A 21,748-nucleotide genomic window follows, 5' to 3' on the forward strand; every position below is an offset into this window, starting at 1 on the left:
GTCTTATTGGCTTCAAACCAGTCCCGGACCTGGGCCAGCTGTGAAGTTTCACTGAGCTGGATGGTCGGGTTTTCTGGTTCTGGAATACAAGCGGATAGTATCATGGACAGTCCAAATAGTAGTGCTAAACCGGATTTAGCTATCTTTTTGTACTTGGGGGGGGGGTGCAAAAGTGTTTTTCATAAATACTTAGCTTAGTTGATCGATTAAATGATACGTCAATCTAAAACTTAAAATCTAATTTTCAAACCTTTTACTCCAAAAACTCAAATCTTTCGACTTGGGTTTTTCTTAATTTTATATTTTTTTTCATGAATTTAAATTTTCAAGAAGCTTATAAGATCTAATCCATATTCTTCACTCTTTCTAAATTTCGAATATTGACTACATCAAGTAGCTATTCAATGCTACTTGCATAGATGGAAATCTCGAATATCGTCAAACCATCGATCTTCTCATTCGAAATAAAATCTTCATAATCTTTTTTTAACGCTAGGTAAAGAGGTGGCTCATTATCCCAGTAAAACCAAGTAGTATTGAAATCAATAGTATCAGGGTCGATTAAATGATAATTTCGAATAGAATTTGCATCGATCCGTTTAATATCATCATAGTACCCATGAATGAAGGATACATAAACGCTTGGATGTCCAAAGCCACCCTGGGTATAGTGAAACTTGGGAACTATTCCTTTATCACTTTTATTAAGCTCTAAATCATTTTTTCCTTCATCGAGAAGTATCAAATTTATTTTTTCAGGCTGAGATTGATTTCTTTTTTGGCAACCTAAAAGAATAACAAAAAACAGAAAGACAAGTCTCAATTGCATGGTTTTGGATGTTTTTGGACAGTATCATTATGCCACTTTTTATATGTGTCTCTACTTGGATTTTTATCATATTCTATTGTTCCATCAAGTCCCACCCAAGCCATCGCTTTGTAGAAATCAGAAGGTATGGAGTTTCTTGGGAAAACGTCTAATACATCTTGATTCGATCTGAACTCATCTAAACCCAAATAAGGGTGAATCTGCCTTAGGGCATTGGCTATTTTATTAACCATATGCTCAGCCATGTATTCATGAGATGGCCAATCTTTCCCATAATTATTCCGATACTTCTCATAATTAACTTGAAAATCTGGATCCCAGGAGGTTCCTTCGACTAAAGCATTAGCTCTTATTATTTCGGCATGAATTAGTTCATGGATAATGGTTCTAGCAATATCTAAAGCCCCTCTATCTATTTTTTTCTCATTGAGAGTTATTTCAATTCTATAGGGTCCAAGGCTTCCATTTGTAAGTGCATTTACCTCCCAGCCACGGGATTTAGGAGTAGGACCGATTTTTAAAATAACATTTCTCATATTACTTGAGCTTCCATCGAATAAAGCTAAATCATTAATAAATTTGGCTAATTGTAATTTTTGGACAATACAATTTAATGTTGCATTATTTTTTATGGATTGATCAATTTCAACTCTCAAAGTCGGCTCCGGAACCTCCGGTGGATCATAACAGCTGCTGCAAGTACCTCCAAGGCCATCTGTGCCTCCGCCGCCACCATAGCTTCCTCCTGAATATCCTCCATAACTACTGGTTGTTCCACCCCGCTGCCATTCGCAGGTTTGTGCATGAGTGGTATCCAAATATTCTCCGGTTCTGCCATCATACCAATCAGTAGCTACTACATAGCAATGGATCGCCTCGTCGCTCTTGTTTTCTGAGCTTACCGCAATCTTGCGGGCATTTTCCGGATTCTTTTGCATCTCCCTTGTATGAGTCAATTCACCTTCCGTGACCTTATATCCCATGAGGTAGTGCTCATCATAAGTAAACAGATCAATCCAGCCACTCCATTTTTCGTCGATCATTTGGTAGCTGATTGCTTCAAAGTCACGGTTGGAAGTATTCTCGTCTGCATAATACCGGATAATCAAAGGATCAAATTTGGGAAGTGTAGGATGCTTTACAAATAGGATGTTTTGAAAATAGTCAACTTCTTCCTCACTGGCTCCGGCATCCTTTGCTCTCGGAATATACAAGTTTTCATTCTCCAGACTCACTTCAAAAACCTCCCGTCCATCAGGAAAGTAGTAATGATGAAATTGCTCCCAATCGGGTTCCTTTTCGAAGAAGGGTAGAATCAGCTCTTGGGATTCTGTTCGGTAGTTCGTACCACGCTCGGGAAGGCGGAGCTTGGTCTTATTGGCTTCAAACCAGTCCCGGACCTGGGCCAGCTGTGAAGTTTCACTGAGCTGGATGGTCGGGTTTTCTGGTTCTGGAATACAAGCGGACAGAATGATGGACAGTCCAAATAGTAGTGCTAAACCGGATTTAGCTATCTTTTTGTACTTGGGGGGGTGCAAAAGTGTTTTTCATAAATACTTAGCTTAGTTGATCGATTAAATGATACGTCAATCTAAAACTTAAAATCTAATTTTCAAATGATTTAACAAAAAAACAGCGACCAATGACCGCTGTTTTTTCCAATATAAAAACCTCTAAATCAATTTAATCCTGGAAGTAATCCTTCCTTGACCCAATAGAAGTTGGGCTCTTGGGCAAGGGCTTTCTCCCAAACTTCCTTGGCAGCGTCTTCTTGTCCGTTTTCCTGATGAATTAGTCCAAGCCAGGCCAGATTATCCAAGTACATCCAATTGTCCTCGATCCCTTGCTTTTCAAAGTTTGCATTAGACTTTTCAAAAGCCCGCCGAGCTTCTTCTACATCTCCTCCCCACATACTTGGGGTGAAATATTTATTGCTTGCATACAATTTTAATACGATGGGACTTTCAGGAGCTTCTTCCATGGCTTGCTCCAGAAGTTTGGAGCTTTTGCCACCAAGCAGCATCCCTTTGAAGGGACTGAATGCAATCTGAAATCCGTAGAGCCCGGATAGTAAAGCCTTGGCCTCAGCTTGATACGGACCGGACTTTTTCAACTGATCGAGCCGATCTTCCAGGCTTTCAGCATAATCATCAAAAAGATCCTCATCTTGATCTGCCATGGAGGCATTCAGGAGACCATATTCGGTGAGGGCCAATTGCCATTCCGATTCTTGTGATGGATTTTGCTGGGCTTCGAGCATGGCCGTAGCCACATTTTGCTTCCAGAGCTCCTTATTTGCCTCTAGATAGGCACGGTAATTCATTTTTCGGAGTTCCTGAGGATAGCCCATAGCCATCAAAGTGATCATTAAGATTGTTGCGAAAATTTTAGAGTTCGTTTTCATGGTGTAAATTGGTTTATGTTATAAACTAAATTTAGAAAATTTTTTACTGAATGTATTTTTTCAAGTTTTCCACATAGGCTTCGAAAGCGGCAATACCCTCCTTGGTGATTTTACAGGTCGTCAATGGACGTTTTCCCCGGAAGGACTTTTCGATTTCTATGTAGCCTGCCTTTTCAAGCTTGTCCAGCTGTACGCTGAGGTTGCCGGCGGTGGATTCGGTTTTTTCTTTGAGAAAGGTAAACTCTGCCTCATCCACACTCAGAAGCAAGGACATGATTGCCAACCGAAGCTGGGAATGCAATAAGGGATCAAGGGGCTTAAACTCGCTCAAGACTCTTCTTTTTTAAGTGATACCCTGGAACTAGATAACCCAACACTATTCCGATTCCTGCTACGAGGTACTGTTCTGTCACGGGAAGTAGAAAACCGATAAAAGCAGCGAGCAATAATAATATTCCTCCCCAGCGAACCAGATTCTCTCTTACCAATGTACCTGTGGTGAAAATACCCACCCCAGCAAGTAAGAGAATGATGGGATTGTGCTGAAAATCCAATGTTCCCATAAAGACCAAAACAACGATCATACTAATGAAAATGATAATCCACAGCTGACTAAGAACAGTTGTAAGATGGGATTTGGCGGGAGCGTTTTTCGCTGAGCGGAATCCCTTGACAAAGCTAATAATAGCAGCAGGAATGACCAGTGTCCATACGATGTAAGGTTCGGCATATCCTAATTTTTCTAAGGTATAATGCCCAAAATTGCAAACCGCAATTACCCAGCCCCAAAGGAGCATCTGAAAGCCTCCGTCTCCGGTGGACTCTTTCTTAGCCTTGGCTATCATCTCTGTGATAATGGCTAGAGATTCGGTGCTTGTAAGTGTTTTTTCCATTTTTTTATCCCTTTACAATAGGCTTAACGATTCAAATATAAAATGGTTTACATTATAGACCAATTTATTTTAAAATTTTTCTGAAAAAAATTTATCTTGTATCTAAATCCAGCCAAGAAAGACCATGAAATATATTTTTGACCCTTCGACTACATCCGAACTAATTGCCCGAATAGAGTCTCTCAAGCCCGATTCTCAGCCTTTATGGGGTAAAATGAGTGTAGATCAAATGCTTGCCCATTGCTCGGTCGCTTATGAAATGGCCTACACTGATAAGCATCCCAAACCCAATGCTTTGATGCGATTTTTACTCAAAACCTTTGTCAAATCGGGGGTGGTCAATGAAAAGCCCTATCCTAAAAATGCCCGAACTGCACCGGTTTTCATCATTGCAGATCATCGGGATTTCGAAAAAGAAAAAAATCAATTGATCGACTATTTAAAAAAGACGCAGGAACTAGGAGCCCAACACTTCGAAGGAAAAGAGTCACCCTCTTTCGGCCCGATGACTGCCCAAGAATGGAATAATCTATTCTATAAGCACCTCCATCATCATTTGACACAATTTGGGGTATGATACTATGAATATGGGCAATTTCCCTACTCCCCAATTTCTCTGTAGCTATTTTGATGGAAGCTGGAAGTAGGGAGAGGGGAGCGTACAGATTTTAAACCTTTAGATTTTTTGAAGGTCACTCACAGTTCTAATTGGAAGAAAGCAGATATACACATTAAATTTTTAATAGAAAGCTTGTGAACTAAGATATCCTTGAGTTTATTGGAGGCAAAATCTATCAATTACTTATGATGAAAAGAAATTACCTCCTATTCTTTATTCTTTCCAGTATCCTACTTATTGCATTATCTTTTTCTACTCAAGCTCAGGAAGTCACTTCACCAAATCCCGCACTGAAAGTGTGGAAACAGGTCTTGGGCTCTCATGCTCGCTATCCCTTATCTGATTTGCGGGCTCGAAAAACCGGTTTTGTTTCCGTGGAAATCGAATTAGACCAAGAAGGGAAAATCAGCTCCTACGAAATCACAGAATCCAAAACCGAAGCGATGAAAGAATCTGTTGAAGCTGCTTTGGAAAGGGCAATTCCTCTCTGGCAACCTGATATGTTGCCCGAAGAAGAGCGGAAAGACAGCTATGAAATTTATTTTAGTTTTGAGATGGTGGATCCCCAAAATCCCAATGCCGAGATTGAGGCAGTAACTCGGCAGATATACAAAGGAAAACCAGAAAAAGCACTTAAAATGACTGAAAGACTGGTGGACGAAAAACCCTTTGAACCGAAATACCTCGAACTTCGGTCCCAAATACATCGGCAATTGCAGCATGAAGCTGAGGCGACGGCCGACTTGATGGAATCTCAAAGGCTTCAGCAAAATACCTTGGCAAAAATTGAGATCAAATCTTTTACTATAGTACAAACCCGTAGTATCAGCGGCACCATCAACAGGTAATTCGCATTTTATCGGTCACTCAACCAAAAACCCTTCTGATTTGAAACGGATTAGTTAAAAGGAAACGCGAATCTTTCCTAAATACTTTATTTTTAATCTTTTAATTCTTAATTTGATAGAAACTAAATCCAAAACCATGATACGCAAGCTTCTATCTACTCTACTGATCGGATTGATCTCAGCATCTACCTTTGCTCAAGAATCTGATCCCCTTCAGAAATTCAATCAATTTCTGGCCAAAAATTTAAAATACTCCTCAGAATTACGGTCTGAGAAAATCCAAGGTCCCGTCACGCTCCTACTTTCTATTGATCAGCAGGGTAATTTGGATAAAACCCCGCTTTTACTAGGAGGTTCAGAAGAACTAGCTGAGGAAGTATTCCAAACTTTAGCCTTGCTGAAGGATAAAGAAACCAAGGCACTTTTTCCCAATGAGACTTTTGGAAAAGAGCACTTGCTGACGGTCGAATTCAAAATAGTGGAAAATCAAAACACCGGATTTTACATTCCGGAGCGCTACGATACTGAAAGTAAAATTCTTGAAAAATTAAACGCCCAGATCCAAGAAAATCCCTATTTCGCCAATTTCTATGAACAAAGAGCTGAATATTTTCAGAATACAGGTCAAAGCCTACTAGCTGAATTGGATAGCGAAAAGGCGAAGCTACTAGCAGAAAGAGAACTTTCACAAGTTATGGTAGTGGGCTATTCCGCCATTCACAAAAAGTCCCTCATTAGCGATTAATCAGATTCCTATCGTTATGAAGAAATTTAGCCTATATACCATTCTAATGGTTTTTGCACTTTCCTCCTGCCAAAAAGAAAAAACAACGGAAACAGAGGAAATTACTGAAACAGTATCGGAGGATTTTCCCGAAACCATCGAAGTCCCAATGAATCCTACTCCAGGAGACAACTCCATGAATGCGCTGGATTGGGAAGGAACCTATGTGGGCACCCTACCCTGTGCAGATTGTGAGGGTATCGCCACCGAACTCAGCATCAATTACGATGGAACCTACACTTACAAGACCACCTACTTAGGGAAAGAAACTGAAATCAATGAAATTGAGGGCACTTTCCAATGGGATGAGACCGGCTCCATGATTACACTTTCGGGTCTTGAAGGAGCTCCCGGTAAGTATAAGGTTGGTGAAAACCGCATCTGGCACTTGGATATGGATGGCAATCGAATCGAAGGAGACTTAGCCGATAAGTATATCCTTACGAAGCAGTAACTTATTTGAAGCGGACTATTCTGCCATGGGCTTTGGAGGTCATCTCATGCGGGATGGCCTCTGTTATTTCCCGATAAAGGAGTTCAACCAATTTTTGCTTCAAGAAGCTTCTATTCAGGATAATACTGACCTCTCGAGTTGGGGATTGGCCTTTGAATGGTCTCAATCTACTTTTTTCCTCCGGTGAAAGATCATGTGTCGCCAATTCAGGAAGAAGGGTAACACCTTTATAACGGTTGACCATATTTCGAAGGCCCTCTAGCGAGCCACTCTCATAGTGGAAGTTTTCTGGTCCGCTGGCTGTCTGATCGCAAAAATTGATCACCTGATCACGGAAACAATGCCCTTGCTGCAGCACCCAGAGATCATTGGATTTGATCTCGGCAGCAGTGATTTCTTTCTTCTCTAGCAAAGGATGGTCCTTGGACAGGTAGGCGTAAAACTTCTCGTAAAACATCGGCTTTTCTACGATTCCATTTTCATCCAGAGGCGTCACGATGATTCCCAGATCCAGTTCATCGTTTTTCAGTTGCCGAACGACCTCCTCAGTGACCATTTCCTGTACCTCGAGCTTCACGTTGGGGTATTTTTCCAAAAAACCTCTCACAAATAAATGAAGCAAATAAGGCGCAAGCGTAGGAATGATACCCAGTTTGATAGTACCGGAAATATCGCCTTTTAGCTGAGCGACTAATTCATAAATGCCCTTACTTTCTGATACCACTCGTTTGGCTTGGGCAATAATCTGTACCCCGATTTCTGTCGGAATTACAGGCATTTTGCTCCGGTCAAAAAGAATCACTTCCAACTCCCGCTCCAATTTGCTCAACTGGGCGCTAAGCGTGGGTTGCGTCACAAAACAGGACTCAGCGGCCTGTCCAAAGTGCCGATGCTTGTCCACTGCTATCAGGTATTCGAGTTGCTGTATAGTCATAAGGTTAAAATATGATATTCTAAGTTAGAAAAAGTCCAAAGAGTTCAATCAAAACTAGGATTTGAAATCCTTGTTCATGGATCGCCTTTTGTCAAAAAGAACAGGATTTTATAATGGGATTGATTAAATTCCAAATCAATAACCCTTTAAACCTAAAATTATGGCTATTTCCAGAAGAAAATTCTTCCTGACCAGTGCCTTGGCTGGAGCAGGTCTCAGTTTTGCACCAGGCTTTTCTTTCGCTAATTCCAAGCGGTCCAACTTCCAAAAGACCGTTCGCTTGGGATTCATTGGAGTTGGTCGTCAAGCCATGGGACTCCTTAATCGATTTATGCAGTTACCGGAAGTAGAAGTTACGGCGGGTGCTGATGTTTATGAAGTGAAAAGGACCCGATTTGAAGAGCGGGTAAAAGCGGCTTACGCTGCCCGCGGAACTCAGCCATTGAGCTTAAAAATATATGAAGACTACCGGGATCTTTTGGCGAGTAATGAAGTGGATGCCGTGGTGATTGCCTCTCCGGACCACTGGCATGCCAAAATGGCCATTGATGCCTGTCGGGCCAAAAAGGATATTTATCTGGAAAAACCCCTGACTTTCACTGTGTATGAAGGACAGCAATTGGTCAAAGCAGTGAGGCAAAATGGGACAGTATTGGCAGTGGGTAGCATGCAGCGCTCGGCAGTCAATTTCCAAACTGCTGTAGCACATGTGCAAAAAGGAAGCATTGGCGACATCAAAGAAGTGCTGGTCCATGTGGGTGAAAATCCCTTTCCCAAGCCATTCGATCTCAATCCAGAGGCCGTCCCAGCAGGTTTGGATTGGCAAGCATGGCTAGGACCCTTGCCCGAATTACCCTATCACCCCAATTTGAATCCCCCCATTTCCCTAGATCCCGTAGAAAACGAAAAACTTTGGGCGGCTTGGCGTTGGTATAAGGAGACAGGGGGAGGGCTCATGACAGACTGGGGGGCGCATATGATTGATGTGGCACAATGGGGTCTCAACCAAGACCGAAATGGGCCAGTTGAGGTGATTCCACCGATGGGAGAAAAGCCTCTGACTTATAGATTTGAAAATGGAATACCCATGAAAATCACCTCTTTTGACGAAGGAAGACAGGGTGTGAAATTCATTGGAGAAAAAGGCTGGATTAAGGTTTCAAGAGGAAATTTTGAGAGCTCTCTTTCAGAAATCAGCCTAGAGAAAAAGGATGAAAACTTCAATTACACTCAGCACTACATTGATTTCATCGAATCCATTCAGCGGCGTAAGGACCCGATTGTTCCGGTAGAGATTGGACATAGTACCTGTACATCTTGCACCATAGGAAATATCGCCAAGGAATTGAACAGACCTCTTTCTTGGGATCCCATCGCTCAAAACTTTGGGGATGACTTTGAAGCCAACACCAAGCTTCACTACACCTACCAAAATGGAATTTCTCTAAGCTAAGTAGGCCTATTAAATCAATTTGAATGAATAAGAATCTATTTCTTGCCCTAATTGGTATTCTAATTGGATTTGGCTGCCAAACTTCTCAAGAAGAAAAAGCGATCCAACTCTCAGAGCTGAGCATATCGGAAATCCATGAAGCCTATCTTTCGGGAGACTATACTGCTGAGCAATTAACCAGAGCCTATTTGGAGAGAATAGACAGCTTGGATGATCGCATCAATTCCATCTCTGTGATTAATGGGGAAGCTTTGAATCAGGCAAAGGCCTTGGATCAAGAGCTGAAAAATACAGGGAAGCTTCGGCCGCTTCATGGGATTCCAATCATCGTCAAGGACAATATCAATACCGCTGAGCTTCCGACCACAGCAGGTTCACTTGCTCTTAAGGATTTTATCCCTGAAGATGATGCTCCTATCATTGCCAAACTGATCGATGCAGGAGCCATCATTTTAGCCAAATCCAATATGGCAGAATGGGCATTTTCACCCATGCATTCAGAAAGCTCCACTTTTGGCATAACCCGAAACCCCTACAATCTGGAGCATGTCCCTGCCGGATCAAGTGGCGGAACGGGAGCAGCTGTAGCGGCAAATTTTGGAACAGTAGGTCTTGGAACTGATACCGGAAACTCTATCAGAGGTCCTTCCTCTCATAATGCTTTGGTAGGTTTCCGCACCACTTTGGGCTTAATTTCAAGGACAGGCATTGTACCCCTTTACCTTCGAAATGACGTAGTTGGACCCATGTGCCGCACTGTAGAAGACGCGACCCGAGTCATGGAAGTCATGGTTGGAATTGATCCGAAAGATCCTGTGACGAGTTATTCAGAAGGAAAAGCTCAAACAGATTACCAGCAATTTTTGGTGAAAAACGGGTTAGAAAATGCCCGGATAGGAGTGCTTGGAGATTTAACGCAAGATATCGATCCAGAAATAGCGGGATTATTTGAGAGAGCAATTTTGGACTTGAAAAGCTTGGGTGCCGAGGTACTTGATCCTATCATCATTCCTAACTTTTCTGAACTTAGACAAAACCAATGGTGTGCGACATTTCGGGAGGACTTGGAAGCATTTTTATCAGAATATGTGAAAAATGACAGTATTCAGGCTTTGGAAGACATCATTCGTGTTGGTTCCAATTCACAGTTTGCCATGGACCGATTAGAAATGATGGCAGGGAATTCCGGAAGATGGGGACTGGAAGGAGAGGATTGTGGAAATGCCTATGAAGACCCACGAAGAATCGCTTTTCGGGAAGCAATTGAATCGGTCATGGATTCCCTTCAGTTGGACGCTATAGTCTACCCATCCTGGAATTATCCAGCAGCAAGAATCGAGCATTTCCAAGAGGAGTATCGGGGAGATAACAGTCAGATCATTTCACCCCATACCGGGCAACCTGCATTCACTGTTCCGATGGGCTTTACCAACAATGATCTTCCGGCAGGGCTTCAATTTTTGGGAAGAATGTATTCCGAGCCTACACTGATCAGACTGACCTATGCCTACGAACAGGGTACAATGCATAGAAAGCCTCCCAAAATATCAGAGGCCAGAAAAGAATAAATAAGTTTTTTCAATTAAATTGAATCAAATTGAAAATACATGAACCCAATATCTGATTTAGCCTATCTGCTTTATAGCAACTCAAGACTGTTGATCCAAAAAATTCAATTGAGCCTAGATGAAGTTGGGCTTACCTACACCCAATACTTAACCTTGGCAGTCCTTTGGGAACAAGACGGACAATATGTAAACCAAATCGGTAAAAAATTAGAATTGGATTCAGGTACTTTGACTCCACTTTTGAAAAAACTAGAGGCCCAAAACTACCTTAGACGAATTCGAAGTGAAGAGGACGAGCGAAAAGTAAAAGTAGAGCTAACCTACCCAGGAAAAACTTTACAAGGAAAAGTAGAAGAACTGTTGAAAGTCTTTTCTGAAGAAATTGAATTGATCAGTGATCCTCAATTGGAAAAATTGAACAGTTCATTATCCGGAATGTTATCAAAATTAAAATCACTTGATTAATCACATATGGAAAAACTAAATATTGATTACACTGCAGTCGCCATCAATACCGGAGGAAGAAAGGGTCATGTCAGAACCGATGATGGAAAATTAGATTTTGATGTATCCATGCCCAAAGAGATCGGGGGTGATGGAGAAAAAACAAATCCTGAACAGTTTTTTGCTGCCGCATACGCATCTTGCTTTGGCGGTGCTTTAGGAGCAGTAGCTGGAAAAACAAGCCTTAAGGACTCCGAGATCAAAGCTAAAGTACATTTAGGAAACTATGGTCCAGGAAGCTTCGGACTGGCGGTGGATATCGAGGTCAAAATCCCCCAAGCCGAATCTTTGGAACATGCTCAAAAATTGGTAGAGGCTGCCCACGAAGTATGCCCCTATTCAAAGGCAACAAGAGGAAATATCGAGGTAAATGTGAAAGCTGTAGAATAAATTCACTGGATTCATTAATACAAAAAGCCCGCTGAAAATGAATTTCAGCGGGCTTTTCAATTTTATTATTATTCTTTCTTATTTACCTCTTTCTCCGATAGAGATCATTGCACATCTGAAGCCAATATGATTGGTAGCAGAATCTTCATGCATAAATCTTCGAGTACCAGGAGCCAACCAATAAGTGACATCTCTCCAGCTTCCACCTTTGTAGACTCTCATTTCGTCAGTAAGCATAGTTACTTCGTAATTTTCTTCTTCATCGCCATACCCATCTTTTCGAAGTGGGTTAAGGTCATCAGCGTCTTGGTATGTCAAAGGACGATACACATCATACACCCACTCATTCATATTCCCAGCCATGTGGTACAATCCGAAATCATTTGGAGCCATGTCATACACGTTGGTAGGTAGAATTTCACCGTCATTTCTTTGGTTACCTGAAATACCTCCATAGTCACCTCGTCCTCTTTTAAAGTTAGCTAGGAAATCACCTTGCTTTCCTTTTCGCTTCACATTGTAAGGATTACGAACGCCACGACCATCCCATGGATAAATACGGCCATATTCTTGATTCTCATCCAAATACTGCGTTCCGATCATCGCCTTGGCGGCATATTCCCATTCAGCCTCTGAGGGAAGACGGAAGTCAGCCATGACTACTCCACGCTCGATCAACTGAGATTTGGTAAAGGTGGAGTCAAGTTCTCTTTCTTTTCTGATCAACTCCTGAACATAATCTGTTCTCCACTTTGAATATACATTTGCCTGAGTCCAAGAAACACCGGCTACCGGATAAAAATTAAATCCTGGGAAGCGGAAGTAGTAGGACTGATACATGTCATTGAAGGAAAGAGCTCCACCCCATACATCTTCACGAGGCTCCAATTTCTGCATTGAGTCTGCACTGACCTTGCTCTTCATATCGAAAAGAAACTCACGGTAATCATTATTCGTGATTTCTGTTTCATCCAAATAAAAGTTTGCCACAGTAACGGTTCGCTCCAAGTTGTCGCGGAAGGCCATGACATCTTCTTCTTGAGAGCCCAGTACTGCCCGACCTCCTTGAATGAATTTCAAGTTTGGCCCAGGGATTTGCTCAGCATTTTTTGCTACAAAGAACTGAGTAGTATCATTTTCATCAAATGAAAACTCAGCGCCTGTGGTAGCACTTTTTTTACCGGGCTTATTTGCCGTACGACGACCATAGCCAGGAGTTTTGTTGCAAGAAGATAAGACTGATCCTCCTACAATTAAGAAGGCTGCAGCCCACAATCCCCAAGGTTTTTTAGTCAAATGCATATAAATAGAAATTTAAATCAATTTTAGGGTGCTAATATAGTCCCCTTTCCAAGGACTTCCAATCTTTCAAATCCGTGCAAAGTCTTCGAATTGAGGCCTCTGCGTCTAATCGGAGCTGAAACAACAAATTTTGGGTGCGAAAGTGCAATATTTATGCCAGTTAAATTTTTGTAAAATTAGCTTTCTAGCATCTCTTTTAGCCACTTTTGACCCTTCGAAATGCTCGAAACATCCGAAATGGTAAGTATCAAACGGTTTTTATATTCTTTTATTTTAAAGTATTTAGAATTAGACTGAGCAAATTGCATGATTTTCAAGAAGGTAGGTGAAGAGTAGAAATCCCCTCTATCAGATGGAAGCAAGTGGCACTTCATCTGCCCATTTTTCATCACGAGCTTCTCTATTCCAAGTTTTTCCGCTTTCCATCGTAATCGGACGGTTTCCATCAAATCATTCACCACATCCGGAACAGGACCAAAGCGATCATGCAGCATTTGGGAAAATTGGGCCAGCTCTTCCTCGTTCTTGATCGAATCTAGCTTGGAATACAGACTCAAACGCTCGCTGATATTGGCTACATACTCTTCAGGTATAAGGAGCTCCAAGTCTGTCTCAACCGTACAGTCCTGAACCAGCACTTTGACCTTTTCTTTCAAATCCACTTCAAATAGGGCAGCAAACTCATTTTCCTTCAACTCCTGTACAGCCTCATCCAGGATTTTGTGATACATCTCAAAGCCCAGATCCGTGATAAATCCACTTTGCTCGGCACCGAGTAGGTTTCCAGCCCCGCGAATATCCAAATCACGCATTGCTACCTTGAAGCCATCCCCTAAATCTGAAAATTCTTCCAATGTCTGAAGCCGCTTTCTGGATTCCGGAGTCAAACCAGACATCGGCGTTGTCAGCAAGTAGCAAAAGGCCTTTTTATTGCTTCTCCCTACCCTTCCACGCATTTGATGCAGATCACTCAGTCCAAACATGTGGGCTCGGTTGATGATGATGGTATTGGCATTGGGGATATCCAAGCCAGACTCAATAATATTGGTCGAGATCAGCACATCGTACTCATGATCGATGAAGTCTACCATGATTTTCTCCAGCTTTTTGCCATCCATCTGACCATGAGCTCCCACCACTCTCGCATCAGGAACCAGCTTTTTGATCAAATTGGCAATGGAGTCAATCTCCCCAACCCGATTATGCACAAAAAAGACCTGTCCTCCTCTTCGCAACTCATAGGCCACCGCATCCCGGATGATTTCCTCCTGAAATGAATGAACCTCGGTCGTCACCGGCTGCCTGTTTGGCGGCGGCGTAGAAATCACCGATAAGTCCCTCGCTCCCATCAGCGAAAAGTGCAAGGTTCGTGGGATGGGAGTGGCCGTCAATGTCAGCACATCGACATTTACTCGGAGGTTTTTCAGCTGGTCTTTCACCCTCACCCCGAACTTCTGCTCTTCATCAATGATGAGTAATCCCAAATCCTTGAAAACCAAATTCTTATTGACAATTTTATGCGTACCGATAAGAATATCTATTTTCCCTGATTTGACTTCCTCCATGACTATTTTTGTCTCCTTGACAGTACGAAATCTATTGATGTAATCTACCGTCACTGGAAAGCCTGAAAGCCGATCTTTAAAAGTATGAAAATGCTGCATGGCCAAAATCGTGGTAGGCACGAGCACGGCTACCTGCTTCCCATCATTCACAGCCTTAAATGCAGCGCGGATCGCCACCTCAGTTTTACCAAAACCTACATCTCCGCAGACTAAGCGGTCCATGGGATAGCTTTTCTCCATATCGGTCTTGACATCCGCGGTAGCCAAAGCCTGATCGGGGGTATCTTCATAGATAAAGCTACTCTCCAACTCCACCTGCATCACGGCATCTTTTGAAAAGGCAAATCCAGGCGCTGATCGCCTTTTGGCATACAGGGCAATTAGGTCCTTGGCAATATCCTTAACTTGCTTTTTGGCACGTTTCTTCTTGTTTTCCCATTCGGGGGAACCTAGCTTGGACATGGAAGGAGCCTGTCCCTCCTGACCCGAATATTTCGAAATCTTATGCAGGGAGTGAATATTCACATAAAGCAGATCATCATCCCGGAAAACCAGTCGAACTGCCTCCTGCATTTTCCCACCTACTTCTACTTTTTCTAGGCCTGCAAATCGCCCTACTCCATAATCCACGTGGACCACATAATCCCCGGGGTGAAGGGCTTTCAATTCTTTTAAGGTAAGTGCCTTCGACTTGCTGGCTTTTTTGCGTGAGCGATATCGGTGAAATCTCTCAAAAAGCTGATGATCGGTGTAGCAAATCAGTTTGTTTTGACGGTCTTCAAATCCTTCCCGAAGGCCCAAAATCAAGGTTTGAACCTGAAGTGTAGGATCCAACTCGGCAAAAATCCCCATGAGTCGGTCGATTTGCTTAGAATTTTCACCGGTGATCAAATTGGTAAGGCCCTGCTTTTCATTTTCCGCCAGGTTCTCTACCAAAAGGTCAAAATTCTTATTAAATGAAGGCTGGGGCTTGGAGTCCCATGACAGTTTCTCGGAGTTTTTCAGATAAAATTGCTTCCCAAACTCGATCACTTTAAAGGTCTTGACCTGATTGATAAAATCCTCCCCCTTTTCAAAAAGATCCTCCGGCTTGAGTACGGTCTTCGTTTGATTGGTTTTGGCCAAAATCTGATCAAAAGCCACTTCTGCCCGGTGGAAGCATTCGGTCATGACATCTGCAGTTAGCTGATAGTCTTTGATCCAAAGGTTTGCCTTCTCAGGTAAAAAGCCCAAAAATGACTGTCGCACCTCTTGAAGCAGTTTAGTCTGCGTATTGGGAATCAGGGACAATTGATCCACTGAGGCGATCGAGAGTTGAGATTCAGGATCAAAGGTTCGGATGCTTTCGATTTCCTTCCCAAAAAGCTCCAAGCGGTAAGGGTGCTCATTGGAGAATGAAAAGACATCCAAAATCCCTCCGCGAATTGCAAATTGCCCAGGCTCATAGACAAAGTCAGTCCGCTCAAAATCGTAGCTATGGAGCAGTTCTGCCACAAATTCCATATCCACCTGCTCTCCTACTTTTGCCTGAAATGTATTCTCTTTGAGGGAGCGCTTGTTGATAACTTTTTCATAAAGCGCCTCTGGATAGGTGATGATGATTTCATCCTTTTCTTGCCCCTCCAAAACGCGACTCAAAATCTCTGATCGCAAAAGGACATTTGCGTTATCCACCTCTTCGTACTGATAAGGTTTTTTGAAGCTGGAAGGGAAAATGGGAAAATCTTCTCTTCCCAAAAGATTCTGAAGATCTGTATTCAGGTAGGCGGCCTCCTCCTTGTCTTGGGCGATGATCAGGTGAAAGCCACCCAATCGCTGAAAGATGGTAGTAAATACCACCATATCCAGACTGCCAGACAGGCCTCTAAGTTGAAAACTAGCCTGCTCAGCATGGGCCAGCTTTTCACTAAACTGTCTCAAAAATGGATCTCCGTGATAAATCGAAAGGAAGGAGTCTCTATCCAAGGTGTAAGGGGATATTGGTTTGGGGACGCAAGTTAGCCGTTTTCATTTTTTTCGGCTCTCAAAAACGATATTTCATGAACCTAAGCCCGTTTAAATTGTTTTGCAAGCGATGAGTGTTACTTCTGACAATAAAACTTGGTTCCAGCGCATTGAAGACATGCATCCCTACGAGACACTCTTGTATCTGGGAATGTTTGGTAGCGGACTGATTTTCCTCTTCTTGACTGTTGCCTTTCTTTTTTCCGGTTTGGATCAATTGGGTGGAATGAACAAAAAAATCCCGGTCTCATTCCTGATTTCTACCTTTTTACTGGTCAGTAGCGGCTACACAGCTACAAGAATTCGCATTTATTTTCAGGAAGAAAATGCCGAAAAAGTAATCCGAGCCTTGGGAATCACTTTGCTTCTAGGTTTGCTTTTCACCGGCCTACAGATCACTGGTTGGAAGGAATTACAATCCATGGGAATAGATTTTCAAGGAATTCCTAGTGGTAGCTTTTTATATGTGCTATCGGGAATTCACGTTTTTCACTTGCTGGGCGCTATGATTTTCGCTTTAATTCTATGGGCTCAACTCAGAAACCGGAAAAATGATGAGGTGAAGCGTCTCATTCTATTCACCAACCCTTTCGAAAAAATGCGACTTCGCCTATTCACCGTTTATTGGCAATTTATGGACGGGATTTGGCTGATTTTATTTCTCTTATTCGCTGTCAGCCTATGAATCTCATCATTGAAACTCCCGTCAAACAAGACTATTTGAAAGTCAAAGAAGGCTTTGACGAAAAGCTATTCACCCGCCTGAGTCCCCCATTTCCACCAGTCAAATTGATCAAATTTGACGGTTCCAAAAAAGGGGATGTGGTTTCATTAGAACTGAATTTTTTACTCTTCAAGCAGAAGTGGACCAGCTTAATTACAGAAGATCAAACGAATGAAAAGGAATTCTTTTTCGTGGATGAGGGCACAGAATTACCTTTTTTCCTAAAAAAATGGACGCATAAACACCGAATTATCAAAAAAGGGAATCAAAGCATCATCCGGGATGAGATCGAATACGAAGCTCCGTTTAAGATTATGACTTGGCTACTCTATCCGGCACTTTGGGGACAGTTTATGTATCGAAAACCGATCTATAAAAAAATCTTTGCCTAGAGTTCGATGGCATTCAGGTTTTGACAGTTTTCAATCTGGCAATCGCCATACAGCACCAAAGAGTGTGAAGTGATACCTGATTGAAATTCCTTGCCGATGATCTCCTTAATCTCGTTGATCTTGGGGTCAGAAAATTCCCTGATTTTACGACATTGATTGCACACATGATGATCATGATGCTTGTATGTAAGAGCCTGTTCGTACAGAGCCACCTTGTCTTTGAACTGATGCTTTACAGCCAACCCGCTTTCGACAAGAAGATCCAAGGTATTATATATAGTTGCTCGGCTAATGGTATAGCCCTTATTTCGCATTTTCAGGAAAAGCCCCTCCACATCGATATGCTCATCCTCGGGAAGGAGGTATAGCTCATCAATTACAGAAAATCGCTCCGGAGTCTTTCTGCTTCCCTGCTTACTCAAGAAATTTTCAAATATCTTCTTAGCTTTTTCTATCAGCGCTGTATCTGCCATCTTTTGGTAGGATCTAAAAATTAAAGATGCGGGTTTAGGTTTTTTTTGACAAATGTCTACTTGCGCTTTGACTTAATTTGGGTTCAGTCTAATTAAGGATTGAAAAGCCGAACAAAGCACGGGGGATTATTCGTTATTAGGTTGAAACCGATTAAAATTAAAATACTAACTTATAAAACCACCCGACCCAAGATAAATGAAAAGATTTCTCTTTCTGTTCATTTTGATTTATTCCATTGCCTGGGAAGCGCAGTCGCAGATTCCTGGTTTTTTCATGAAAGAGGACAAAAGACGGGTGATTTTACCTTTTTACGCTTCCAATAGCCTGATCATCGTACCCGTCTCCATCAATGGAGCCTATCCCGTGAATTTCCTCATTGACACAGGGGTACGGTCCAATATTTTGTTCAGTAAAGACCTTGGAGATGCGATGGGACTGAAATACACGCGGCGACTGAATCTGATGGGCGCAGATGGGTCCGAGCAAATCATGGCCCAGGTCTCCCCAGTCAATTATTTGGATTTGGGGCCCATCGAAGGAATAGCACAAAGTCTATTGGTGTTGGAAGAGGATTTTTTGGAATTGGAATCCGTGGTGGGGGTACCGATTTATGGGATTATTGGCTATGAATTTTTCAAATTCAATCCCGTCAAAATAAACTACGACGATGAGCGGATTGAATTTTTTCGAGAAGGAGCAATGAAATGGCGTCCGCCTTTTTACACCAAAAAAGAGCTAAGTATCCAATCCAGCAAGCCATACATCAGTGCCAAGGTCAAGCAGCGAAATGGAGAGGTCCTTGATGCCAAACTGCTGATCGATACCGGTGCAAATCATGGCCTTTTACTCAATCAGGAGACATCGGAAAAAATCGAGATTCCAGATCTCAATCTAGAAACGGAGCTGGGACAAAGCCTGGGAGGTACACTCTATGGAAATATCGCCCGAGTAGATTGGGTAAAGATCAACCATCTTACGCAGCGTGATGTCATGACTTCATATCCTGAAGAAACGGCCTTCAGCTACATCATTCAGGAATCCGGAAGATTGGGAAGTCTGGGCTCAGAAATCCTTGGGAGAATGCGAATCATTTTAGACTATCCTAGAGAGCAGGCATTATTCAAGAAAGGGGACACATTTTATGTACCCTACGAATACGACATGAGCGGACTGACTGTCAAGAAAGTGCCTACGGACAAAAAGCGCTTCTACATCGGTACGGTAAGAAAAGGCTCTCCGGCTGAGGAAGCGGGGATTTTACCTTTCGATGAAGTGCTGAGCATCAATAAAATCCCTGTGATCATCTGGGAACTTGCAGAAGTCGTGAAGCTTCTTCGCGAGGAAGAGGGAAAGGTGATAGAATTTGAAGTGAGGAGATATTTCGACGATACGCTAACCAATTATGAGGATTTCACGTATCGCATTGAGCTTAGAAAACAAATTTAAGTGATTTTCGAAGGTGAAAATTTTGGTTACTTTTGGAAATAAAACCTAGCAATTTCAAACCTTAATGATACTATGAAATCGAGCATGTCGAAAGCGACACACGCTGGGATGATTGTAAGGCACGCGAGATTCCATGTGACAACTGAAAAACAAATTATAAACACATGAAAAAACTATTAATCCCGATTGCGATTCTGGGTGTTTTGGGAATTTTTATCTATACCAAAGCTGTCGGAACCTATAACAGTTTCGTGACTACTGAAGAACAAGTCAACGGACAATGGGCTGAAGTAGAAACCCAATACCAGCGACGTGCTGACCTGATTCCAAACTTGGTCAATACGGTCAAAGGTTATGCAGACTTTGAGCAAGAAACCCTAACGGGTGTCATTGAGGCACGCGCCAAAGCAACTTCCATCAATGTGGATGCAAATAATCTAAGCCCTGAAAATCTTCAGCAATTTCAACAAGCTCAAGATCAACTTTCCGGTGCTCTCAGCCGACTTTTGGTGACTGTGGAGCGCTATCCAGATCTGAAAGCAAATCAAAACTTCCTAGAGCTACAGGCGCAATTGGAAGGTACTGAAAACCGGATCGCTGTAGCCCGAAGAAACTTCAACCAAGAGGTGGTTGCCTACAATCAAAACTTGCGGGTATTCCCCAACAATATCTTTGCGGGCTGGTACGGATTTGAGACCAAAGGGACTTTCCAGGCTTCCGAAGGAGCTGAAAATGCACCTAGCGTCCAATTTTAAGATTTAGGAATGCCAGAAAAACTCTTTTCAGCAGAAGATCGCAAAACTATCATAGCGGCCATCCAAGAGGCAGAAAACAACACCTCCGGTGAAATACAGGTCCATATTGAAAACCATTGCCGAATAGATGTCCTAGATCGGGCAGCGGAGGTATTTGAGACTTTGAAAATGCACCAAACCAAAGAGCGGAATGGGGTGCTTTTCTACTTGGCTGTATTGGATCATAAATTTGCCATTCTTGGTGATGGTGGAATCAATGCTGTTGTCCCTGATGACTTTTGGGAAAAGATCAAAGACCACATGGCTGCACTCTTTCGAGAGCAAAAATTTACCCAAGGACTGATCGACGGCATATTGATGGCCGGAAAAGAACTGGCTGCACACTTCCCCCACCAAGGGGATGATGACGAAAACGAACTACCGGATGAAATTTCTTTTGGCTCCTAAGAGCCTCCCCATATTTATTTTATTTCTTCTCATTCCAGGCTTTTTGATCGGGCAGGATTTCCCTCCTGCTCCCAATCCTCCTCGTTTGGTCAATGATTTCACGCAAACGCTCAGCAGCGCTGAAGTAGCGCAGTTGGAGCGTAAACTAGTTGCCTACAACGACAGCACCTCATCTCAGATTGCCATAGTCATGATCCGCTCTGTGGGTCCTTACGATATTTCCGATTATGCCTTTCAACTAGGCGATCAATGGGGAATCGGAGGAGCTGAAAATGACAACGGACTGTTGATTTTGGCGGCGATGGATGACCGGAAAGTCTTTATCGCTACCGGATATGGGCTTGAAGGGGCAGTTCCTGATGCCTTGGCAAAACGGATCGTCAGTAACCTGATTATCCCTAACTTCAAGATGGAGAACTACTTTGCCGGGCTGGATCAGGCCACGGATATGATCTTCAAATTGGCTTCCGGAGAATACGAGGCAGAGCAAGTGATGGATAACGGCAATGAAGGAGGAGGAATATTCGTCCTGCTTTTCTTTATCATCATTTTTGTAATCATCCCATTGATCCGAAACCGTCGCGACAATGACAATCACATGGGCGGACGTGGTGGAGGCGTAGACCTCTGGACTACCATCATGCTGGCCAATCTGCTAAAAGGCAGCGGAGGCGGAAAATTCGGTGACTTCTCTAAAGGAGGAGGAGGATTTGGCGGCTTCGGTGGTGGCGGAGGCGGAGGCTTCGGCGGATTTGGCGGAGGAAGCTTTGGTGGCGGCGGTGCCGGTGGAAGTTGGTGAGGTGAGTAGGGAGTTGGAAGAGGGAAGAAGGAAGTGGGAAGTTGGAAGAGGGAAGTGGGAAGTTGGAAAGCTGAGGGGATGATTGGAAAATTGAAAAATTGGAAAATTGGCGCTATCGATAGGAGAAATGCTTTGGTTTTAGGTTGGAAGGTTGAAAGGT

23 protein-coding genes are annotated in these 21,748 nt (G+C 42.8%); 14 read left to right on the forward strand and 9 right to left on the reverse strand.

Annotated elements, in window-relative coordinates; translation table 11 throughout:
- Positions 1-397 precede the first annotated feature (397 nt).
- From G457_RS0120085 to G457_RS0120105, 5 genes are all read right to left on the reverse strand, one after another.
- Positions 398-829 carry a hypothetical protein gene (locus tag G457_RS0120085; protein ID WP_026948056.1) on the reverse strand — a complete coding sequence of 144 codons (432 nt, stop codon included), beginning with the start codon at positions 827-829 and terminating at the stop codon, positions 398-400.
- Positions 820-2,367, reverse strand: a complete 1,548-nt coding sequence (locus G457_RS0120090) for a hypothetical protein (protein ID WP_026948057.1) — start codon at positions 2,365-2,367, stop codon at positions 820-822. Before G457_RS0120090 ends, G457_RS0120085 begins: the two co-directional genes overlap by 10 nt.
- Before the next feature lie 140 nt (positions 2,368-2,507).
- On the reverse strand, positions 2,508-3,233 hold the full coding sequence (locus G457_RS0120095; protein WP_155847207.1) for a tetratricopeptide repeat protein: 726 nt from the start codon (positions 3,231-3,233) through the stop codon (positions 2,508-2,510).
- A gap of 43 nt (positions 3,234-3,276) precedes the next feature.
- On the reverse strand, positions 3,277-3,564 hold the full coding sequence (locus G457_RS0120100; RefSeq protein WP_026948059.1) for a winged helix-turn-helix domain-containing protein: 288 nt from the start codon (positions 3,562-3,564) through the stop codon (positions 3,277-3,279).
- Entirely contained in the window at positions 3,551-4,126 is a 576-nt protein-coding gene (locus tag G457_RS0120105) for a hypothetical protein (protein ID WP_026948060.1), read from the reverse strand. Before G457_RS0120105 ends, G457_RS0120100 begins: the two co-directional genes overlap by 14 nt.
- Before the next feature lie 124 nt (positions 4,127-4,250).
- On the opposite strand from G457_RS0120105, the gene G457_RS0120110 reads away from it, so the two are divergent.
- From G457_RS0120110 to G457_RS0120125, 4 genes are all read left to right on the forward strand, one after another.
- Positions 4,251-4,703 carry a DUF1569 domain-containing protein gene (locus tag G457_RS0120110; protein ID WP_026948061.1) on the forward strand — a complete coding sequence of 151 codons (453 nt, stop codon included), beginning with the start codon at positions 4,251-4,253 and terminating at the stop codon, positions 4,701-4,703.
- A gap of 227 nt (positions 4,704-4,930) precedes the next feature.
- Positions 4,931-5,593 carry a TonB family protein gene (locus G457_RS0120115; RefSeq protein ID WP_081701491.1) on the forward strand — a complete coding sequence of 221 codons (663 nt, stop codon included), beginning with the start codon at positions 4,931-4,933 and terminating at the stop codon, positions 5,591-5,593.
- A 136-nt stretch (positions 5,594-5,729) separates the two neighbouring features.
- The gene (locus tag G457_RS0120120; RefSeq protein ID WP_026948063.1) at positions 5,730-6,338 is read left to right on the forward strand and encodes an energy transducer TonB; all 609 of its coding nucleotides are present in this window, start codon (positions 5,730-5,732) and stop codon (positions 6,336-6,338) included.
- Between the two features lie 16 nt (positions 6,339-6,354).
- Positions 6,355-6,831 carry a copper resistance protein NlpE gene (locus G457_RS0120125; RefSeq protein ID WP_026948064.1) on the forward strand — a complete coding sequence of 159 codons (477 nt, stop codon included), beginning with the start codon at positions 6,355-6,357 and terminating at the stop codon, positions 6,829-6,831.
- Position 6,832: 1 nt separating this feature from the next.
- Here G457_RS0120125 and G457_RS0120130 read toward each other — a convergent pair whose 3' ends face one another.
- Positions 6,833-7,765: a hydrogen peroxide-inducible genes activator gene (locus tag G457_RS0120130; protein WP_026948065.1), complete on the reverse strand. Its 933-nt coding sequence runs from the start codon at positions 7,763-7,765 to the stop codon at positions 6,833-6,835.
- Between the two features lie 160 nt (positions 7,766-7,925).
- Here G457_RS0120130 and G457_RS0120135 point away from each other — a divergent pair, with 160 nt between their 5' ends.
- Genes G457_RS0120135 through G457_RS0120150 form a run of 4 tightly spaced genes read left to right on the forward strand, consistent with a single transcriptional unit; the run spans position 7,926 to position 11,680 of the window.
- Positions 7,926-9,218 (forward strand): Gfo/Idh/MocA family protein, encoded by a 1,293-nt coding sequence (locus G457_RS0120135; protein ID WP_035484449.1) that lies wholly within the window; start codon positions 7,926-7,928, stop codon positions 9,216-9,218.
- 23 nt (positions 9,219-9,241) lie between these two features.
- Complete coding sequence (locus G457_RS0120140) at positions 9,242-10,786, forward strand: amidase (RefSeq protein ID WP_026948067.1); 1,545 nt, start codon at positions 9,242-9,244, stop codon at positions 10,784-10,786.
- A gap of 39 nt (positions 10,787-10,825) precedes the next feature.
- Complete coding sequence (locus G457_RS0120145) at positions 10,826-11,251, forward strand: MarR family winged helix-turn-helix transcriptional regulator (protein ID WP_035484451.1); 426 nt, start codon at positions 10,826-10,828, stop codon at positions 11,249-11,251.
- A gap of 6 nt (positions 11,252-11,257) precedes the next feature.
- Positions 11,258-11,680, forward strand: coding sequence for an organic hydroperoxide resistance protein (locus G457_RS0120150; protein ID WP_026948069.1), 423 nt, complete (start codon positions 11,258-11,260; stop codon positions 11,678-11,680).
- Between the two features lie 78 nt (positions 11,681-11,758).
- Here the strand turns inward: G457_RS0120150 and gldJ are convergent, their stop codons facing one another.
- Positions 11,759-12,982 carry a gliding motility lipoprotein GldJ gene (gene gldJ / locus G457_RS0120155; protein WP_026948070.1) on the reverse strand — a complete coding sequence of 408 codons (1,224 nt, stop codon included), beginning with the start codon at positions 12,980-12,982 and terminating at the stop codon, positions 11,759-11,761.
- Between the two features lie 176 nt (positions 12,983-13,158).
- On the reverse strand, positions 13,159-16,512 hold the full coding sequence (mfd, locus tag G457_RS0120160; RefSeq protein WP_026948071.1) for a transcription-repair coupling factor: 3,354 nt from the start codon (positions 16,510-16,512) through the stop codon (positions 13,159-13,161).
- Positions 16,513-16,621: 109 nt separating this feature from the next.
- Between mfd and G457_RS0120165 the strand changes: the two genes are divergently transcribed.
- Both G457_RS0120165 and G457_RS0120170 read left to right on the forward strand, forming a co-directional pair.
- A complete protein-coding gene (locus tag G457_RS0120165; protein ID WP_026948072.1) occupies positions 16,622-17,236 on the forward strand; it encodes a cytochrome c oxidase subunit 3 in 615 nt (204 codons plus the stop codon).
- Positions 17,233-17,667, forward strand: coding sequence for an SRPBCC family protein (locus G457_RS0120170; protein ID WP_026948073.1), 435 nt, complete (start codon positions 17,233-17,235; stop codon positions 17,665-17,667). Before G457_RS0120165 ends, G457_RS0120170 begins: the two co-directional genes overlap by 4 nt.
- On the opposite strand, the gene G457_RS0120175 is transcribed toward G457_RS0120170, so the two are convergent.
- Positions 17,664-18,140, reverse strand: a complete 477-nt coding sequence (locus G457_RS0120175) for a Fur family transcriptional regulator (protein ID WP_026948074.1) — start codon at positions 18,138-18,140, stop codon at positions 17,664-17,666. The genes G457_RS0120170 and G457_RS0120175 overlap by 4 nt on opposite strands.
- Positions 18,141-18,336: 196 nt before the next feature.
- Here G457_RS0120175 and G457_RS0120180 point away from each other — a divergent pair, with 196 nt between their 5' ends.
- The 4 genes from G457_RS0120180 (at position 18,337) to G457_RS0120195 (ending at position 21,588) form a co-directional block, all read left to right on the forward strand.
- Positions 18,337-19,587, forward strand: a complete 1,251-nt coding sequence (locus tag G457_RS0120180; RefSeq protein ID WP_035484454.1) for an aspartyl protease family protein — start codon at positions 18,337-18,339, stop codon at positions 19,585-19,587.
- 164 nt (positions 19,588-19,751) lie between these two features.
- Positions 19,752-20,342: a LemA family protein gene (locus tag G457_RS0120185; RefSeq protein WP_024284051.1), complete on the forward strand. Its 591-nt coding sequence runs from the start codon at positions 19,752-19,754 to the stop codon at positions 20,340-20,342.
- A gap of 9 nt (positions 20,343-20,351) precedes the next feature.
- The gene (locus G457_RS0120190) at positions 20,352-20,789 is read left to right on the forward strand and encodes a TPM domain-containing protein (protein ID WP_026948076.1); all 438 of its coding nucleotides are present in this window, start codon (positions 20,352-20,354) and stop codon (positions 20,787-20,789) included.
- Positions 20,767-21,588 carry a TPM domain-containing protein gene (locus G457_RS0120195; RefSeq protein WP_026948077.1) on the forward strand — a complete coding sequence of 274 codons (822 nt, stop codon included), beginning with the start codon at positions 20,767-20,769 and terminating at the stop codon, positions 21,586-21,588. Before G457_RS0120190 ends, G457_RS0120195 begins: the two co-directional genes overlap by 23 nt.
- Positions 21,589-21,748 lie beyond the last annotated feature (160 nt).

Origin of the sequence: Algoriphagus marincola DSM 16067, from assembly GCF_000429405.1 — a bacterium.
In the GTDB taxonomy this organism is placed as follows: Bacteria; Bacteroidota; Bacteroidia; order Cytophagales; family Cyclobacteriaceae; genus Algoriphagus; species Algoriphagus marincola.

Bases quoted from the DNA above. Each gene is read 5' to 3' on its own strand.
- G457_RS0120085 (WP_026948056.1), bottom strand. From the start codon at position 829: ATGCAATTGAGACTTGTCTTTCTGTTTTTTGTTATTCTTTTAGGTTGC.
- G457_RS0120095 (WP_155847207.1), bottom strand. From the start codon at position 3,233: ATGAAAACGAACTCTAAAATTTTCGCAACAATCTTAATGATCACTTTG.
- G457_RS0120105 (WP_026948060.1), bottom strand. From the start codon at position 4,126: ATGGAAAAAACACTTACAAGCACCGAATCTCTAGCCATTATCACAGAG.
- G457_RS0120110 (WP_026948061.1), top strand. From the start codon at position 4,251: ATGAAATATATTTTTGACCCTTCGACTACATCCGAACTAATTGCCCGA.
- G457_RS0120115 (WP_081701491.1), top strand. From the start codon at position 4,931: ATGATGAAAAGAAATTACCTCCTATTCTTTATTCTTTCCAGTATCCTA.
- G457_RS0120120 (WP_026948063.1), top strand. From the start codon at position 5,730: ATGATACGCAAGCTTCTATCTACTCTACTGATCGGATTGATCTCAGCA.
- G457_RS0120125 (WP_026948064.1), top strand. From the start codon at position 6,355: ATGAAGAAATTTAGCCTATATACCATTCTAATGGTTTTTGCACTTTCC.
- G457_RS0120130 (WP_026948065.1), bottom strand. From the start codon at position 7,765: ATGACTATACAGCAACTCGAATACCTGATAGCAGTGGACAAGCATCGG.
- G457_RS0120135 (WP_035484449.1), top strand. From the start codon at position 7,926: ATGGCTATTTCCAGAAGAAAATTCTTCCTGACCAGTGCCTTGGCTGGA.
- G457_RS0120140 (WP_026948067.1), top strand. From the start codon at position 9,242: ATGAATAAGAATCTATTTCTTGCCCTAATTGGTATTCTAATTGGATTT.
- G457_RS0120145 (WP_035484451.1), top strand. From the start codon at position 10,826: ATGAACCCAATATCTGATTTAGCCTATCTGCTTTATAGCAACTCAAGA.
- G457_RS0120150 (WP_026948069.1), top strand. From the start codon at position 11,258: ATGGAAAAACTAAATATTGATTACACTGCAGTCGCCATCAATACCGGA.
- gldJ (WP_026948070.1), bottom strand. From the start codon at position 12,982: ATGCATTTGACTAAAAAACCTTGGGGATTGTGGGCTGCAGCCTTCTTA.
- G457_RS0120165 (WP_026948072.1), top strand. From the start codon at position 16,622: ATGAGTGTTACTTCTGACAATAAAACTTGGTTCCAGCGCATTGAAGAC.
- G457_RS0120170 (WP_026948073.1), top strand. From the start codon at position 17,233: ATGAATCTCATCATTGAAACTCCCGTCAAACAAGACTATTTGAAAGTC.
- G457_RS0120175 (WP_026948074.1), bottom strand. From the start codon at position 18,140: ATGGCAGATACAGCGCTGATAGAAAAAGCTAAGAAGATATTTGAAAAT.
- G457_RS0120180 (WP_035484454.1), top strand. From the start codon at position 18,337: ATGAAAAGATTTCTCTTTCTGTTCATTTTGATTTATTCCATTGCCTGG.
- G457_RS0120185 (WP_024284051.1), top strand. From the start codon at position 19,752: ATGAAAAAACTATTAATCCCGATTGCGATTCTGGGTGTTTTGGGAATT.
- G457_RS0120190 (WP_026948076.1), top strand. From the start codon at position 20,352: ATGCCAGAAAAACTCTTTTCAGCAGAAGATCGCAAAACTATCATAGCG.
- G457_RS0120195 (WP_026948077.1), top strand. From the start codon at position 20,767: ATGAAATTTCTTTTGGCTCCTAAGAGCCTCCCCATATTTATTTTATTT.